Origin of the sequence: Methylomonas sp. TEB (assembly GCF_047777895.1) — a bacterium.
Taxonomy (GTDB): domain Bacteria; phylum Pseudomonadota; class Gammaproteobacteria; order Methylococcales; family Methylomonadaceae; genus Methylomonas.
Window position 1 is genome coordinate 1,592,368 of sequence record NZ_CP180476.1, and the last position, 16,781, is coordinate 1,609,148.

A 16,781-nucleotide genomic window follows, 5' to 3' on the forward strand; every position below is an offset into this window, starting at 1 on the left:
AGCCGCCAGGGCATTCCGGCGCGGATAAACCGGTCAGTAATCTCTGCCGCCGCGCACGAACAGCGTCGCACCAACGTCGGTATACACCTCGCGGTGCGCGCTGCCGGCCGGCGCCAATTGGTAGTCGCCGGCGCGCAGCAAGAGGTCGTCGATAAACAAATCGCCGTCCAGCATCATGCATTCCTCTTCCAGCCGATGGCCGTGTGCCGGGCATTTGGCGCCGGCTTCCAGGCGGTAAAAACCGGATTCGCGTTCCCCGTCCTGCCACAGCGGTTTTTTCCAGACGCCGGGGGCTATTTCCTGCCAGTCGTCTATTTGCTTGGTAAACACGCTAAACGACTCAGTCTTGCCAAACGGCAGCAGACCGCCCAACACTTCCCGTAATACCTCGCGGTTATCGCCCAGCGACGTACCGCGCAAATAGGCCAATGCGCCATTCGTCGAACTTATCCCGCCGTGCCGACTGCCGGCCGGCGAGGCGTGGTAATCCAACGGACCGAGCTGCAAGTCGCCCATCTGCAAATCGCCGCGCAGCACAATGCCTTCTTCCAGACAGTTGTGCCGATGCGGTATCAGGCTGGCGCCGGGAGTGAATTCGATCAACACCGAATGGCCTTGCCGGCCGCCGTCCCAAAGTGGTTTGACGCGGATGCCGGCCTTCAGGGTTTGCCAGGTGCCGTGTCTGGCGCGCACGGTGAGTAAGCCGGCCTGTTTGGCAAGGCTGGCCGTGACTTGCGCCATCAGGCCTTGGCGTAGCGCCGTGCGGCGTGCGCCGGCAACCGGAATCGGCGCCAAACCGTCAGCCAACAGCGTTTCAAGCTGCTGCAAGCCGGCGGCGTCTGTGCTATCCAAAGGCGGGAATTTGTTTGTCATATTGCTTAGTTAACCTCGCCGGCATCGGCTGTCAATAATTGTTGCATCGTCTGCAACGCCCGGCGGATATGCGATTTCACGGTACCCAGGGGCAAACCGCTGCAGACGGCGATTTCGTCGTGGCTCAAACCCCGGAAAAATGCCAGCGACACCAATTGTCGGGGCAAGGGCTCCAAAGCCGCCAGGGCCGTTTGCAAGCGATGGCCTTGCTGTACTGCCGATAGTAAATCCGGTGGCATTTGGTCGGCTGGGGCTTCGATCAGCGCCAGCGCCTCCGGTTCCAGCTCGCTTAGATTGCCGTCCAACTGCCGCAAGGCGTCCAGTGCTCGGCTGCGGGCCATCGTCATCACCCAGGCTTTTACCAAACCGCGTTCGGCATCGAAGCGCGGTGCCTGCCGCCAGATCTGCCAGAACGTATCTTGCACCACTTCCTCCGCGCACTGCGTCCGCCGGGTGATCCGCAACGCCAAACCGTAGACCTGATCGACCAAGGTGTCGTACAACTTGCCCAGCGCGGCTTGATCCTGATCCACGACGCCGGCTATCCATTCTCGCAATAAGGTTTCGTCGGCAGGTGTTGCTGGTTGCCGGTTCTCGTCTTCGTCCAAATCGCTATCCGTCATCGCTCTCGTGTCCGTTGAAAAGCTATACGCTGCATTGCTTGGTTTGGATGCACGGTGATGTTTGCATAGCGCTCAAAGTGTGAATCAGGCGACATAAGGCATGTGGATTTTTCTTGGTTTGCCAAGATTGGTGGCCGCATTTAAGGGGATCAGGTATTAGAAATTGTGGTCGATCCACTATAAAACAGCCGTTTGCGCGTGGCAAATAGTCAAGCGGCCGATTTTGTACGGGGTTAATAACCGTGTGGTTCGCTATCGAAAGATGCTTATGTGCCAAGTACGAACCAAGCTCGTTGTACAAACACTGCCGCAAATATTTTTACCTGTTTTGCATCCACTGCCGAGTTTGCCGCGTATCAGTCATCACAAGCCGGCGCGAATGCCAAGCCTCACCATCCGAATGTGGCCATTTGCCGCTGGCTTGCCATTTCTAACCACAGACTTAGAGGAAGCCACGATGAAAAAGCTATTTCCGGTTGCGTTGTTGGGCGCCTGCCTGACCGCAGCGACAGCGGTTGAGGCCGCTGACTTTGATTTTAACGGTAACTTTGCCAACGATAACGATAAGCTGAGCTTTGCCTTTTCGCTCGGCTCGCCCGGTACGGTGACCTTGTTTACCTCGTCCTGGCTGGGCGGAGGTTTCGATCCGATTTTGACGCTGTGGGACGGCGCCGGCAACCAATTGGCCGAGCAAGACGATGGCGGTTTGGGCGGCAGCCAATTGTCGAACGGAGTTAATTTCAATTACGGCGAATTCGACAGTTATCTGGCCATTAATCTGGTCGCCGGGAATTACCTGGCGACCTTGACTCAATACGATAACTTTTCGGTCAGCACCTCGCTGGCCGACGGTTTTTTACGGGACGCCGATCCGCAATTTACCGCCGCCTTCGGTTGTTCCAATGGCCGGTTTTGCGAAGGTTCGTTAACCGATAGCAATGGCGATCCGGTGGAAGCGAATCGCACGGCGGCTTGGGATCTACACATTCTCAACGTCGCCAACGCCCAGATCGCCAGTGTGCCGGAACCGCCAACGCTGATGCTGCTGAGTTTGTCCGGCTTGTTTTTGCTCGGTGGCCGGCTGGGCAAGGCTAGATCCACAGCGCGAGCCGATGCGGCAAGCCAGGCCCGTTTGGCATAAATCGCATTTTCCGGCATCCGTTTGCCGACTTACCGCGTATTCCCTAACGCAGCTGGCTGAAGCTGCGACTTTAATTAACGAGGAATTAGATTATGAAAGACTTACACCACTATAGCCGTTGGCCGCTGACCATGTTCGCCAGCGCTTTATTGTTGATGGGCGGCCTACCGTCCGTTGACGCTGCCAATCACCGCGAAGCACCATTAACCGCACTCGATACCAAGGCCGACATCACCGATTGGTACGCTTTTGTCAGCTATAACGATCCCAGCAAGGTGACGATGATTCTGAATGTCGATCCCTTGCTGGAACCCAGCAACGGCCCGAATTATTTTCCGTTCGATCCGGAAGTTCTGTATGAAATGAAGGTGGATAACAATTTTGACGCCGACGAAGACATTACGCTGCAGTTCAGGTTTAAAACCGAGAACCGTTTGCCCGGCGTGTTTACCGGTTTTGTCGGCGCCGGCACCGGCATTGTCGCCCCGGCCAATTCGCCGGCTCCGGTCGCGCCAGGCAGCTTGATCGTGCCGCCGGCCATTACCGCATTGGATGGCCCTGGCTCGGAAGGATTGGGTTTGCGGCAGAGTTATACGGTCACGCTGATCAAGGGGAAAGGCGCCAATCGGCAAGTCATTGATCTGACCAATCAACAAAAATTATTCGCGGTGCCATCCAACGTCGGACCGCGCACCATGCCCAACTATCAGAATCTGGCCAGCCAGGGAATTTATGATTTAGGCGGCGGCGTTAGCGTGTTTGCCGGTACCGTCGACGATCCGTTTTACATCGATTTGGGCGCGACTTTCGATACCTTTAATTTCCGGTCCGGCGCGTCCGGCGCCGGTGTGCCGGGCGTGTTTGCCGAGAACCAAAATGATGCGGAAAACCAAAACTTCGCGTCGGACGATGTGGCCGGTTACAACGTTAATTCCATCGCTATCGAATTGCCTATCGCCATGCTCACCCAAGACGGCAAGCAACATAGCGTCGGCGAGGCCTTGGCGGTGATCGGCACTTATGCCATCACTTCGCGGCCGCGCACCAAAGCGTATGCAGACAGACCAGGCGGCAAGCCTAAACTCGCCAATGCCTATGTGCAGATTCAGCGCATGGGTAATCCCTTTGTCAATGAGGTGTTAATCGGTACCGGCGACAAAGACCGGTTCAGTATGAGCGAACCCAAGGACGACGCTAGTTTTGCCGGTTATGTGTTGGATCCGTTATTGGCCAGAGTCGTCAACGCCGCATACGGCGGTGCGGTGCCGATTCCGGCGCCGCCCAGGGTAAATCCGGCCAATCCTAGTTTTGATCTGGGCCCCTTGGTGTTTTATGCGGCGCCCATTTGCCCCGGCTGTTCTTCAGCCCAACGTGGACCAGTGGCGGATTTGCTGCGCTTGAACACCGGCATCGGCCCCGCGCCTGTCAGCGCCCGCAAACGCATGGCATTTCTGGCGGGCGATAGCGCCGGCTTTCCGAACGGGCGGCGGGTGTCCGATGATGTGACCGATATTGCCGCGCAAGCGGTGGTTGGGGTGTTGAATCCGGCATTCAACAGCTTCCCGAATAACCGGGTCGCCGATGGCGTTAACACCAACGACAGAAGCTATCAGGAAGTATTTCCGTACGTGGCCTTTGCCAATAGTGGTCGGCAAAGCCGTCATGTCGATCCTGGCGAATCCGGTTGTTTCGATGCTGTTTCCTTAGCTGTGGGTAGTTGTCCAAATAATTAGCAGAGGTCAGGGGGCGGCTGTGCTCGCCCCCTGTCTGGTAAACATCCAAAGGAGGAGCCGATGAAACACTGGCTTACATTAGGTTTGGTAATGTCTGTTGCTGTGTTCAGTGACGCCGGGGCACAAGCTTATTTACCCAAAACCGATGACGAAATCGTCGAAGTCTTGCCGGCCAGGGGCAACAGTTGGCTGGAAATTCGTGACTTGCGCAAACAAGTCGCGGCTCAGCCCCATGACTTGGAACCGGCTTTAGCTTTAGTCCGGCGCTATATAGAACTGGGCCGCGCTGAATCGGATCCGCGCTATTTCGGTTATGCGGAAGCCGCATTGACGCCTTGGCTGGCGGTAGCGCAGCCGACAGCCGAAGTGCTGACGTTGCGAGCGACCTTGTTTCAAAATCGCCACGAATTTCCGGCGGCCCTGGACTATTTGCATCGGGCTTTGGCGCGTCAGCCGCATTTGGCACAAGCCTGGTTGACGCGGGCGGCCATTTTGGAAGTGCAAGGCCAACACGCCGAAGCGCTGAACAGTTGTATACCCTTACTAAAATTAGCCGAGCCGCTGATTGGCCAAGTTTGCCTGAATTCCATTCTGAGTGTTTCCGGCCAGCTCGACACTGCTTATCGCCAGTTGGCACGAGCAGTAAGCGCTGCGCACAGTCCCGCACCGGCAGATCAACAATGGGCCTTGACCACGCTGGCGGAAATGGCCGAGCGCATGGGTAATAACGATGCGGCCGACGGTTATTACCAGCAGGCGCTGCAAATGCCGCGCCGCAATGGTTATCTGTTGGCTACCTATGCCGATTATTTATTGGACCGGAATCGTTTCCAAGACGTGGTGGAATTATTAGCCAACGATACGCGCGTCGATGGCTTATTACTGCGCCTGACTTTTGCCGAAATAGCACTGCGGCTGCCGACTGCCGCTGTGCATATAGATGCGCTGACCGCTCGCTTTGCCGCCAGCCGCATGCGCGGCGATAGCAGTCATCAAGGCGATGAGGCGCGCTTTTTATTGCATGTGCTTGATCAGCCTGAATCGGCGCTGGCGCTGGCGCAAAAAAATTGGGACGTGCAGCGCGAGCCGCGCGATGCGCGCATTTTCTTGGAAGCAGCGCTGGCGGCCGGCAAAAATCCGCAGCCGCTGCTGGCTTTTTTAACCGAGTCCAAATTGCAAGATGCGCGACTTGAAACGCTGCTCGCGCAAATTGGCGGGGGCAGAATATGAACGGGCCAGCGAAATTCATCGCTCTTTTAGATACTTTTTGCCCTAAATCTCCAGGCTGCACTCAAGGCAGGCTTGTCGAAGGTTCGGCCCCGCCAAGCTTTGAAAGATTAAGCTCGAACGTGATGATTTGGGCCGGTTTGATCATGGTCTTGCTGCTGACAGCAAGTTTTAGCGCTTTTGCCCATAAGGCCAGCGATAGTTACATGACAGTGCAGGTTGACGGGCAGCAAATCTCCGGGCAATGGGATATTGCCTTGCGCGACCTGGATTATGCCTTGGGGCTGGATGGCAACGACGACGGTAATATTACCTGGGCCGAGTTGCGAAATAGTCGGGATGTTGTGTATGCCTATGCGCTGAGTCGTTTGCAAATGACGACGGCTAAGCAAGTTTGTTCGCTGCAAGCAGGAGATTTACGAGTGGACGAACACAGCGATGGCCATTATGCCGCATTAAATTTCCAGGCGATTTGTCCGTCTGCGTCCGCGCCGTTGTCCATAGACTATCGCTTGCTTTTCGATCTCGACCCGCAGCATCGCGGGCTGATAAGCGTCAAGCATGCCGCTAAAACCGACACTGAGATCTTTAGTCCTGATCAGCAACGTTGCGAATTTGTGCGGGACGCAAATTATGCCGGGTGGCGGACCGTGGCGCGATTCGGCTACGCCGGGCTATGGCATATCTGGATCGGCTTTGACCATATTCTATTTTTGTTAAGTCTGTTGCTGCCGGCAGCTTTGGCGTGGGAGCAGGGAGCTTGGCAGCCAAAACCAGGCTTTAGACCGGTATTTTTCGACGTGCTGGGCGTGGTCACTGCTTTTACGTTGGCGCACTCCTTCACCTTGAGCCTGACCGTGTTGCAATACATCTGTTTGCCGTCCCGTTGGGTAGAATCGGCGATTGCCGCGTCGGTGGCGTTGGCGGCGCTGAATAATATTTATCCGCTGTTGGTAAAACGCCGCACCTGGTTTGCCTTTGCTTTCGGCTTGATCCACGGCATGGGCATCGCCAGCGTGTTGTTGGATATGGGCTTGCCGGATACGCAGCGGTTGTTACCGCTATTGGGTTTTAATTTGGGCGTGGAAGCCGGGCAGTTGGTGATTGTCGGCGCCGTTTTGCCTCTGATAGTGGGCTTTAGCCGCTATCGCTATTATCCGCTGCTGGTCATGAAAACCGGTTCGGCTTCCATCGTCACCGTGGCTTTGGTTTGGCTAGCGGAACGGAGTCTGGATTTTCAGATGAACATATTTTGAGCAACTTAGCGTATATCGTCGCGCCAGCCAAAGCGGGAGTCCATCGGCAATAGTGGATTCGTAGCGCAGCCTTATTGCAAATCAAGACCTGGAGCGGACTTTTGCGGATATGAGGTGGCAGCCAGCGCTGCTGTTTCTATGTGAGCTATCAGCGCCACAATTTGCTCGTCCAGCATAAAGCGTAGCAGCCATTCCACCGCCAAATCGTCGGCCAGATTGTCGATACCATGATGATCGGTATAACTTTGCTTTAGACGCGCTTGATGATCGGCAAGCTCGACGGGTTTGCCGACTGGTTCGCCTTGCAGGAGGCTGGCGGCATATTCCAGGGCGGTTGTCAGCGCGGCATCGAAGGCCCGGCTGAGTTGTTGCAATTCGTCGGGAAAATGACTGAAGCGCTGGCCGCTGAGTAAACGGTAGCGTTTGCGGACTTGTAACAAACCGGATAAATGGCCGGCGTCCCTGACAATAGTCCGCAGCGCCGCTCGTTCATGCACTCTTTCGACTAGGCGCGCATCCGGTTCCAATACCGCATGCGCCAACAAGTCTTGAGCGGCGGCCAGCTGTTTTTCCGCCGCTAGCCGTAAGGGTAAGGTGTAAGTAAACAGCAGGCTGACATCGGGTAAGCGGCTGGTGAAATTGGCAAGGGTGCGTAACGCCGCAATGCTGTGATGGCGCGCCAGCACTGTCGAGCGCCGCGGCCATAGCGCGTAATCGATAACGCCCATCACGATCAGTCCGAGCAAAATACCGATGACCCGGTCGCGCGGCAGATACAGATCGGTGACTTGACCGAAATCGTGCAGCACAAACAATGCAAACGAAAACCCCAGCTGTCGGCCCAGGTAGGCGATGCGTTCGCTGCCGGCGGTAATCCAGGCCGCCAAAGCCCAGAACGGCGCTGTGGCGAAGGCAAAGCCGACCATGGTATCGAGCTGGGATTGAAAGACCAATACGTAAAAGTAAGCGCAAATGCCGCCGACAGCAGCGCCCGTCACCCGCAACAGCGAGAGCCGGTAGTCGGCGCCGAGACTGGTTTGCGCCGCGACCAGACAGGTGGGAATCGCGGTGTTGATGTCGGGCCAGTCCAGGCTTTCCACGATCAGCGTGCACAGGATCGCGCCCAACGAGAATTTGATACCGAATTGCACGCTATCGGCATGGCTAGCCCAAAACTCGTAACCCAAACAGGCCGGCAGCCAGCTATTTTCAGGCTTATCGCCGGCTTCCTGGTCGATGTCCTTACTGTCCACATCTACGGTTTGATGTAATGCCTGCATCAAACCGGCAATGCGTTGCAAGGCTCGCCACAAGGCGGTTAACAGCGATGGATTGGATTCACGGGCATAAGCTTGCAACACTTCCTCGTTTAACAAGCCCGTGACGTCTGCGGATACATCGCGCGATTCCGCCAAGCCTTGCCGCAACTTGGCGCAGGCGGTTTGTAAGGCCTGATAAACATTTAATTTTTCCGGCGTCAGCGGCTGGGCGCGATATTCCGCGGCCAACACCTGATTCAGCCAATCCGCCAACTGCCGCAGACCGTCGATTTCCAACAGCAGTGCCCGGTAAGTCGGGTGGCGTTCGTGCAAACCGGGATGGATCAATTCGGCATTCGCCAGCAAACCCAGTAGTTTGCCGAGGCTGCCGGCAGCGGCATGCATAGAGGCGTCAGGTCTGGGGCTATACGCGCCGGCATCGGCCAGACGGGCGCTGAAGATGTATTCCACCGCTGCCAACTGCGTGGCAATCTCGGCTTTTAACAGTTTCAGCGGGTCTTGCGGTTTGATGGTCAGGTGCACGACCGTCCAGGTTCCCAGCGCCAATACGCCAATGATCGGGATGTTCCATAAGGCATGGTAAATATTTTCATCGGGCGTGTTGGGGCTGTACAGCACCGCTACCGAATACCATAACGCAATGCCCGTAGGCCAAGCGATCAGCCTGGCGTGGAACAGCGACAAGGCCAAGATGACGAACGACAGCGGCAACAATAACCAAGGGTCGTTGCCGGCCAGCATCAGCGTCAATACCGATACCAAGGTCGTGACTATCAGGTAACCGAGCTGGCGTATGCCAAATGCCAGGGATTGGCCGGCATTGGCGTAAGCGTCGTAGCTTAGGCAAATCAAGATGGAAATTGCCCCCAGCGGCGGGATGTGCAAGGTTTGGCTGACGAGTGCGATTGTCAGGGTGACGACGAATAAACGCAGGGCTGCGACGCGCCGTGCCGGTGTATCTTTGAGTTCGGCGGTCAGGAATTGCCCCAGGCTGGTGCCAAACCAAAGCTGGTTGGGTTTTGACTGTGTGCTTGAACCAGTCCGGCTGTCGCCTCGGGTCATGACGGCGGCAGAGCTGTACCGGCTGCGTCGGTAGTGGCTTTCAGTACCGTCACAAACGCGGTCATGCCCATACGGAGCGGATGCTCGGGGTCGTGCTCTTTAATCTCGATTCTTACCGGAAAACGCGAAGCCAGAATGACCCAGTTCAGCGTGCGATCCACTTCCGGCAACACGCCATGCTGTTTGATATTGTCGGGCGAATTGGCCCAGCCGATTCCGGTCACCACCCCGCGAAAGCGCTTGCCCGGATAAGCAACCAGAAACACCTCGGCTTCCTGGCCGGGTTTGATAGACTGCAAATAAGTTTCCTTGAAGTCGGCGATCACATACCACTGGCGGTCATCGACCAAAGCGAACATTTGCGTACCGGCCTTGGCGTATTCGCCTTCGCGGGTATTCAAATTGGTGACGTAGGCATTGAAAGGCGCTCGCACGTAACAGTATTCCAAATCGAGCTCGGCGGCGGTGACCAGGGCTCTGGCGGCTTCGATGCGGGCATTGACGTCGCCGACTTGGGCGACTAACGATACCGCCCGCCGGCTATCGCTTTTGGCTTCCTCGATGGCGCTACGAGCCGACAGTTCTTTAGCTTTCGCATCCGCCAGTTCGGCGCGCGAAGCCGCATAACGCGAGCGCGCCTGTTTGAGTTGGTCGGTGGTGACGTATTGCTTATCCGCCAAGGGTTCCAGACGTTCCAGATAGTTGTGCAGATATTCGTCTTCCGCCTCGATTTTTTTGACTTCGGCATTGGCGGCGGCGCGCTGGTGTTCCAGGCGTTCGATGGCGATTTCCGCGGAACCGCTGGAGGCACGCCGGGAATCCACCTCTTTTTCCGCCAGCAGCAATTCAGCCTTGGCTTTATCCAATCTGGCCTGATACGGGCGCGGGTCGATCACGTACAGCAAGTCGCCCTGTTTGACGTATTGGTTATCCTCGACATGCAATTCCACTATACGGCCGCTGACTTCCGGGGCGATGCCGACGATATTGGCCCGCACCATCGCATCGTTGGTGCGCGGATTTTGATAGTTGATATGCCAAACCAGCGCGCCGCTTGCCACCGCGCCCAGCACGATGGCTATGCCAATGATGCGGCCGAGCAATATCCGGTTTTTCAGGCTTAAGCCTGGGCTATGGTTTTGACTGTTTTCCATCAGGCTTCGCCGTTTTCATGCTGCATAAAACACCAACCAGATGACAAAGGTGCATAAGGCCCACAGGCTTGGTGCGATCAGCAGCGGCGGTCCCAAATGAGGTGCCAGCCGGTAGCGCACCAGTTGCCACATCAGCAGCATGCTGGCCGCCAGTCCGCTGAGGATGCAGATAATCCAGGCCGGCCAGAACGAACCTTGCAGGCTGAGCAGCGGATCACACGCGGTCAGAAAAAACGAGAGACTCGCCGGGAAAAACGTTTTAAGGGAACCTCTAAACATTCCCTCGCCCTCAGGGAGAGGGCTAGGGTGAGGGGGGTAAGTAATTGATTTTAATTCCCTCATCCCAACCTTCTCCCGTGAGGAGAAGGAGGTGTTTTTATTTTTAGAGGCCCACTTAAGTAATGGCCCGGAGATCATTGTGCGCTTCACCTCAAACGTATAAAGATTTCGGTACTCGTTAGAATTCATCATCGAGTTGTTCGATATGATTGCCGCGAGCGGCGATGACCGCTTCATGCAGTCTCTGCAAATCCGCCTCCAGCTTTGCGATGTCCTCGGGCGCGTAATCGTCGAACAGGCGGCCGATATGGGCCAGATGCTCGGGGAAAGTCTGTTCGTATACGGCGCGGCCCGCATCGGTCAGGCGGATGATCTGGCTGCGGCCGTCTTTTTTTGACGCCGACCTTTCCACCAGGCCCTTGTCCTCCAAGCGGCTGACTACGCCGGTGAGCGTGCCTTTGGTAATCAAAGTTTCTTCGCCAAGTTTCTTGGGCTGCATGCCGGCGGTTTTGCCCAGCGTGATGATGACATCGTATTGCGGCAAGGTTAATTCAAGCCGGTGAACGTGCCTTGCGGCATAAGACAAAAAGGCTTGATGGGTGCGGAGTAACTGTCGCAAAACGGTTGGAAAGGTAGAGTCTGAGGACATAATGTGAAAATAATTGTTCTAATTAGGATTCGATGATAACTGTAAGCTCATTCATGCTCAAGACCATCCCGGTGCATGGGTTTGGGGTTACTGGCTGTGTGGTCATGAAAGACGGCCGTTTAAGGCTCATTTGACACGTCCTGGTTTTGCTTGCCTGACACATAAACCAGCGTCGCGGCGGCACGCAATAAGCCCGCCCGACTGTCGATTTCGGTAAAACGGGCCCGCGCCAGATCTTTTTGCGCCGACAACAGTTCGATTACCGTCGAAAAGCCGTGTGTATAGGATTCCTGGGTGGCGGCATAGGACTCTTCGGCGGCTTTCAACAGCGCCAAGGCAAACTCGCGTTTTTCCAGCGCGGTTTTGGTATCGGCGTAGGCTTTCCAGATGTCGCGCATGATCTCCAGACGCAAAGCCTCCAGTTGGGCTTGGGATGCCGACCTTTTGGCCTCGGCTTCCCGCACCGCATTGCTGCGTTCAAAACCGTCGAATAAGGTCCATTCCACATTCAACATGGCCGTATCGACCATGGCGTTGGCGGAATAATTCTCTCCGCCGCTCGGCTTGGTCTGCACGTCGCCCCAATATTGATTACCGACCATGCCGCGTAGCGATATTTTCGGCCAGAATTCCGCTCTGGCTTTTTTAACTTCCGCTTCGCGGGCGCGCAATTCGGCGAGGCGCGCCAGCAAATCCGGACGCTGTTCCAAGGCCTGATCGACGATTTTTTCCACCGATTGCGCCAGTTCGGCGGGTAAGGGCAGCTGGCTCAGGTCGACCAAGTGCAGGCTATATGCCGGCGAAATACCCAAATTCGTGGTCAAATCGGCGCGCGCCTGAGTCACCGAGCCGCGTGCATCTTGCAAGTCGTAACTGGATTTTGCCTGCTCTTGCAAGGCCAGCAACAAGTCGGGCTTGGTGGCTAGGCCTTGTTTGAGTTTGGCTTGTACCGAGTCGGCGTTGGTCTTGGCTGACTCGAAAGTTTGCTGCGCCGCCGTCACCTTGGCCAAGGCGGCCTGATAGGCAAAAAAACTGCTGGCCACCCGATAGGCAATTTCCTGGTGTTTACGGTCGAAGGCAAAATTCGCCGCGCTCAGACGCTCCGTACCGGCATCGACCAGTGCCTCCCGGCGCCCGAAATCGAATAAGGTCCATGCCAAATCCAAACTGGCGAACGCCGCGTAACCGTTGCTGACCAGCGCGCTGCCGGGGATGGGAAAGCTGCTGGTAAAATGCTGACCAAAGGCCATTGCCGTTAGCGTTGGATACCAAGTGCTGCGATTTCTTTCCAGGCGCGCGGCGGCGGCTTTTGCTTCTTCCCAGCTAATCCGGGTTTCCGGATGGGTGCGTAAAGCCAAATCCACCAAGGCCGGTAAATCGTAGGTTTGTTGGATATCGATTCCGGCGTCCACAGCGCTGGGACTGGATGCATCAGGTGCTGGGGGCCGGTTTTGGGCTTGATAAGTGCGCCAAGACACAGCCGACTGGGCGGGGACTGGCGGAGTGTTTTCTGCATGCGGTAGCGGCGTCGGCACGCTGCAGGCTGTCAACACTGTCAATGTTGCAGTCGCCGCGCTACGATAGCTTGGCGCTAAGTACGCCAATATTGCCGAATTGGAAACGAATTTTTTCAAGCGTTTATTGGGTTGTCGAATCACTCTAATTTGGAAAAAATCCCCTGGTCATTGCTGTATTGTTTAAAACCGACTCTATCATTTATTGAGGGCCGGCGAGAAACAGTTCATTTGTTTAGTTAAGTTTTATAAAGTCGTCGCACGTCAAATTTCAGCTTTTTAATCCCTCGCCCAACCCCGGCCGGCGGGGAGGGAGAGGATCTGCCGAAATTTGCTGTGCGCAGAGTCTGTCAGGTCTTGAGATCACGACAAAGCCGGTATTTTGCCGATAGGAGCGACCGTTTCAGTCGTCGGCCTGGGCGATTTGCCGTTGTCGCAGTGCCGTTTTGCCGGCTGGGCTGCCTTGGGTGGTGCGATCTTGCGGCCCTGCATCAGCTCGTCGATCTGATATTTGTCCAGCGTCTCCCAATCCAGCAAGGCTTGCGCCATGTTGTGCAGAATATCCATATGCGTTTTCAGGATGGCTTCGGCGCGTCTGTAGTTATTCGCCAGGGTTTGTCTGATTTCATGATCGATCAGGCGGGCCATTTGCTCGGACATCGGTTTGGTCGATCCCATAAATCCGCTGTCGTTGTCGCCGCAATCCATGGGGCCCAGGCGATCGGATAAGCCCCACTTGGTGACCATATTGCGCGCCAATTGAGTAGCGCGTTGTATGTCGTTGGAGGCGCCGGTGGTGACTTTGTTTTTGCCGTAAATTAAGGCCTCGGCAATCCGTCCCCCGAACAGGCTGGAAATTTGGCCCTCCAGTTTATCTTTGCAGGCACTGTATTGGTCGTGTTCCGGCAGAAACATGGTAATGCCCAGCGCGCCACCGCGCGGCATGATACTGACTTTGTAAACCGGGTCGTGCTCAGGCATCAAACGGCCGACGATGGCGTGGCCGGCTTCATGGTAGGCCGTCATCAGCAAATCCTCGCGACTCATGATCATGGTGCGTTTCTCGGCACCCATGATGGCTTTGTCGCGGGCGCTGTCCAGGTTGTGCATCGTCACTTCCCGTTGGTTGTTACGGGCAGCGAACAAGGCGCCTTCGTTAATCAGATTGGCCAGTTCGGCGCCAGAAAAACCCGGTGTGCCGCGCGCCAGGTCGGTGATATTCACATCGTCCGCCAAGGGAACGCGGGTGGCGTGGACTTTGAGAATTTGTTCGCGGCCTTTGATGTCGGGCAAGCCGATTTGCACTTGGCGATCAAAACGGCCCGGCCTCAGCAAAGCTTTGTCCAGCACATCGACCCGGTTGGTCGCGGCGATGACGATAATCCCTTCGTTGCCGCTGAAGCCGTCCATTTCCACTAATAACTGGTTAAGAGTTTGTTCGCGTTCTTCGCCGCCGCCGATATTACCGCCGCTACTGCGCTGGCGGCCGACGGCGTCGATTTCATCGATAAAGATAATGCAGGGCGCGCGCTTTTTAGCTTGCTCAAACATATCTCTTACCCGGGAGGCGCCGACACCGACGAACATTTCCACGAAGTCGGAACCCGAGATGGAAAAGAACGGTACGCCAGCCTCGCCGGCAATCGCTCGAGCCAGTAGGGTTTTACCGGTACCGGGAGGGCCCACCATCAACACGCCGCGCGGAATTTTGCCCCCCAAAGCTTCGTATTTGCCCGGATCTTTCAGGAAATCGACCATTTCAGCCACGTCCTGTTTGGCTTCCTCGGCGCCGGCCACATCATTGAAACGTATCTTAACTTGATCTTCAGTCATCAATTTGGCCCGACTTTTACCAAAGCCGTTTTGCGCGCCGGCACCCTGTTGCTGCTTACGCATGAAATAGATCAATACCCCGATCAGCAGCAAAGTGGGGGCCCAAGAGAATAACAGTTGCGTCAGGGTGGACTGCGTCTCAGGCCGCTCGACTTTGATCTTGACGTCATATTCCAAAAGATCGTCTATGATCCGCGCATCACCAGGGTTGTAAGTGGCAAAGCGGGTGCCGTTATGGCGGCGGCCGTCGATGGATCTGCCGTCGATCACTACTTCGGCAACGGATTTGCTGCGCACATCCTTGATGAAATCGGAATAGGAAATGTCGTTTTGCGAATTGTAGGAAGACAGTCTGGGATTGAATACCGCGAACATCAAGATAGCAATGCCAACGGTTATGGATAGAGCGATGAAGAGCTTTTTCATGATTGCGATCTCCTGTTTAGGATGCAAGGTTCAAGTGATACGCTTCGGCAAGACTTGGGTTGGTGCACGGACGTTTGCCGCATCGAGCCAGGCGAGAATAGAGAACCCTGGTTCGACATAAAAAAATCAGCAACTTTTGCGCCATTAATTCGATATAAAAAAGACCCGCATCACCGCTTCGCCAATTGGCGAACAAGTTAACTGTCACGTTTTTCTTTTCGGAGGTAAGAAAACGCTTGGTCCATAGGTCCAAGGCCGACGCACGCGCATCAAATGAGCCGGCGTTATCCGCAATGCGGGTCGTAAATGGCAGTCTTTACATACAGCTTGAGCCCTACAGTGCTCTAGCCTGTGTCCAATTTGTACACAAAACGCCCCGATTTTGTGCGCCGCTCGGCCCTTTGAGGCGTGGCTCAACCGGCGGTTTTACGCGGCTTAATGGCTGGAAATATAAAGCGTGTGCATTTCCTCGTAGCGACTTAAAGCGTCTTTCAAGGATTCGCCGGCCAATTGCAAATCGCCGCCGCGGGCTGCTTTCCATGCGGTATTCAGGCGTTTACCGGCATGCTGGCGTTTGACTTCGAGGTCGTTGTTCTCGATGTCTTTTTGCTGTTGTTTGGCATGGCTGACCAGCTCGGCTACCGTTTCCTTGTCTGCGCCGTTTTCTACTGCGGAGATGGACGCTTTGACTTTGGAAATGGTGCTTTCCAAAGCGGCTCTTACTTCTTCGTGGCTAAAAGTCGCCGCGGAGACCGGAAAACTCAGCGCGCCGATAAGGGAGATTGCGATAGAGAAAGTTATGAATTTTTTGCATGACATCATGATGTTAGCCTCGGTAAACCAGAAAAAATAAATCGATAGCGGCTTGCGCCTCGGCACTTCAGGATCAAAACGAACTTATGTTTCGAAAGCTTCGTTTCAATTGATAGTGTGGGTAAAGTCTACCAGACTATGGTTCTGATTAGAACTTAATTTGTTTTCATAAGAACTATATGTGTGCTTTTCGTCACACTTTTTATTGACCCGGACCTTAAATATTGTTCGGGCTGAGTGTGTCGAAGGACGCGCGGCATAAGGCTTCGACGCGCTCAGCCCGAATGGTGTACCCGTGTTAAACAGGGCCGGGTTTATAATTGAGTATGCATAAGCGTGCCAGCCGTAAAGGGGGCGCTGGCGTTTGCTTGATTGAATTGAACGCCAGCAATGTGCGGTTTTATTGGTAAGCTAAGGGTATAACTATTCTTATAACCACGCCTCGGAGAAAATAATGATCACGCTATTAAAAATTGCCGCCGCCACTTTGTTGAGTTTGAGCGGCACTGCGGCACATGCCTACGGCAGCAGCCAGAGTTCTCAGCACTGCGATAAACCGGTGTTTTCGGAGTTTCAACCGGCAACCAATAAATATTTGCAATCGTTCAGCGAGTTTTCGTTGATGGCTTCCGCCAACACCACACTGACATCGGTGGTGGTTAACGTGAGTGCCGGCGAAACCAAATACCATTTCACCCCAAAGCAACTGCAAATCACCCAACAACCTAGCGGCCGCTTGGAGATAAAGGGCAAAGTGGATAGACCTATAGAAAGTGGATTTGCGCGCTTGAGTGTTACCGCGCACAGCAAACCCGGTTGTGAAAAAACCGACGGCTATCTGATTCGCATTCATTGATCGCGAATTAACCTGACCCTTAATCATCGTCGCTCCCGCGCAGGCGGGAGTCCCATTCTTCA

Annotated in this window: 14 protein-coding genes; 5 read left to right on the forward strand and 9 right to left on the reverse strand. The window is 55.2% G+C overall.

The annotated features are described in order from the left end of the window. Positions 1-33 precede the first annotated feature (33 nt). Both ACMXD4_RS07240 and ACMXD4_RS07245 read right to left on the reverse strand, forming a co-directional pair. Positions 34-873 (reverse strand): cupin domain-containing protein, encoded by an 840-nt coding sequence (locus ACMXD4_RS07240; RefSeq protein ID WP_415880309.1) that lies wholly within the window; start codon positions 871-873, stop codon positions 34-36. A gap of 5 nt (positions 874-878) precedes the next feature. Then, the gene (locus ACMXD4_RS07245; protein WP_415880310.1) at positions 879-1,496 is read right to left on the reverse strand and encodes a sigma-70 family RNA polymerase sigma factor; all 618 of its coding nucleotides are present in this window, start codon (positions 1,494-1,496) and stop codon (positions 879-881) included. 457 nt (positions 1,497-1,953) lie between these two features. Here ACMXD4_RS07245 and ACMXD4_RS07250 point away from each other — a divergent pair, with 457 nt between their 5' ends. From ACMXD4_RS07250 to ACMXD4_RS07265, 4 genes are all read left to right on the forward strand, one after another. After that, entirely contained in the window at positions 1,954-2,637 is a 684-nt protein-coding gene (locus tag ACMXD4_RS07250) for a DVUA0089 family protein (protein WP_415880311.1), read from the forward strand. A 92-nt stretch (positions 2,638-2,729) separates the two neighbouring features. Beyond that, entirely contained in the window at positions 2,730-4,370 is a 1,641-nt protein-coding gene (locus tag ACMXD4_RS07255) for a DUF4331 domain-containing protein (protein WP_415880312.1), read from the forward strand. 60 nt (positions 4,371-4,430) lie between these two features. Then, positions 4,431-5,600: a hypothetical protein gene (locus tag ACMXD4_RS07260; protein WP_415880313.1), complete on the forward strand. Its 1,170-nt coding sequence runs from the start codon at positions 4,431-4,433 to the stop codon at positions 5,598-5,600. Between the two features lie 122 nt (positions 5,601-5,722). Then, positions 5,723-6,853 carry a HupE/UreJ family protein gene (locus tag ACMXD4_RS07265; RefSeq protein ID WP_415880820.1) on the forward strand — a complete coding sequence of 377 codons (1,131 nt, stop codon included), beginning with the start codon at positions 5,723-5,725 and terminating at the stop codon, positions 6,851-6,853. Between the two features lie 71 nt (positions 6,854-6,924). On the opposite strand, the gene ACMXD4_RS07270 is transcribed toward ACMXD4_RS07265, so the two are convergent. From ACMXD4_RS07270 to ACMXD4_RS07300, 7 genes are all read right to left on the reverse strand, one after another. After that, a complete protein-coding gene (locus ACMXD4_RS07270) occupies positions 6,925-9,195 on the reverse strand; it encodes an FUSC family protein (RefSeq protein WP_415880314.1) in 2,271 nt (756 codons plus the stop codon). Then, complete coding sequence (locus tag ACMXD4_RS07275; protein ID WP_415880315.1) at positions 9,192-10,349, reverse strand: efflux RND transporter periplasmic adaptor subunit; 1,158 nt, start codon at positions 10,347-10,349, stop codon at positions 9,192-9,194. Before ACMXD4_RS07275 ends, ACMXD4_RS07270 begins: the two co-directional genes overlap by 4 nt. Before the next feature lie 15 nt (positions 10,350-10,364). Next, positions 10,365-10,820, reverse strand: coding sequence for a YtcA family lipoprotein (locus ACMXD4_RS07280; protein WP_415880316.1), 456 nt, complete (start codon positions 10,818-10,820; stop codon positions 10,365-10,367). Next, positions 10,807-11,277, reverse strand: coding sequence for a MarR family winged helix-turn-helix transcriptional regulator (locus tag ACMXD4_RS07285; protein WP_171696027.1), 471 nt, complete (start codon positions 11,275-11,277; stop codon positions 10,807-10,809). The genes ACMXD4_RS07280 and ACMXD4_RS07285 overlap by 14 nt, the downstream gene beginning before the upstream one ends. A 119-nt stretch (positions 11,278-11,396) precedes the next feature. Continuing rightward, positions 11,397-12,911: a TolC family protein gene (locus tag ACMXD4_RS07290; protein WP_415880317.1), complete on the reverse strand. Its 1,515-nt coding sequence runs from the start codon at positions 12,909-12,911 to the stop codon at positions 11,397-11,399. A gap of 243 nt (positions 12,912-13,154) precedes the next feature. Further along, the gene (gene ftsH / locus ACMXD4_RS07295; RefSeq protein ID WP_415880318.1) at positions 13,155-15,050 is read right to left on the reverse strand and encodes an ATP-dependent zinc metalloprotease FtsH; all 1,896 of its coding nucleotides are present in this window, start codon (positions 15,048-15,050) and stop codon (positions 13,155-13,157) included. A 435-nt stretch (positions 15,051-15,485) separates the two neighbouring features. Beyond that, positions 15,486-15,872, reverse strand: a complete 387-nt coding sequence (locus tag ACMXD4_RS07300) for a hypothetical protein (RefSeq protein ID WP_415880319.1) — start codon at positions 15,870-15,872, stop codon at positions 15,486-15,488. A 445-nt stretch (positions 15,873-16,317) separates the two neighbouring features. On the opposite strand from ACMXD4_RS07300, the gene ACMXD4_RS07305 reads away from it, so the two are divergent. Beyond that, positions 16,318-16,719: a hypothetical protein gene (locus ACMXD4_RS07305; RefSeq protein WP_171696024.1), complete on the forward strand. Its 402-nt coding sequence runs from the start codon at positions 16,318-16,320 to the stop codon at positions 16,717-16,719. The last annotated feature ends 62 nt before the right edge of the window (positions 16,720-16,781 follow it).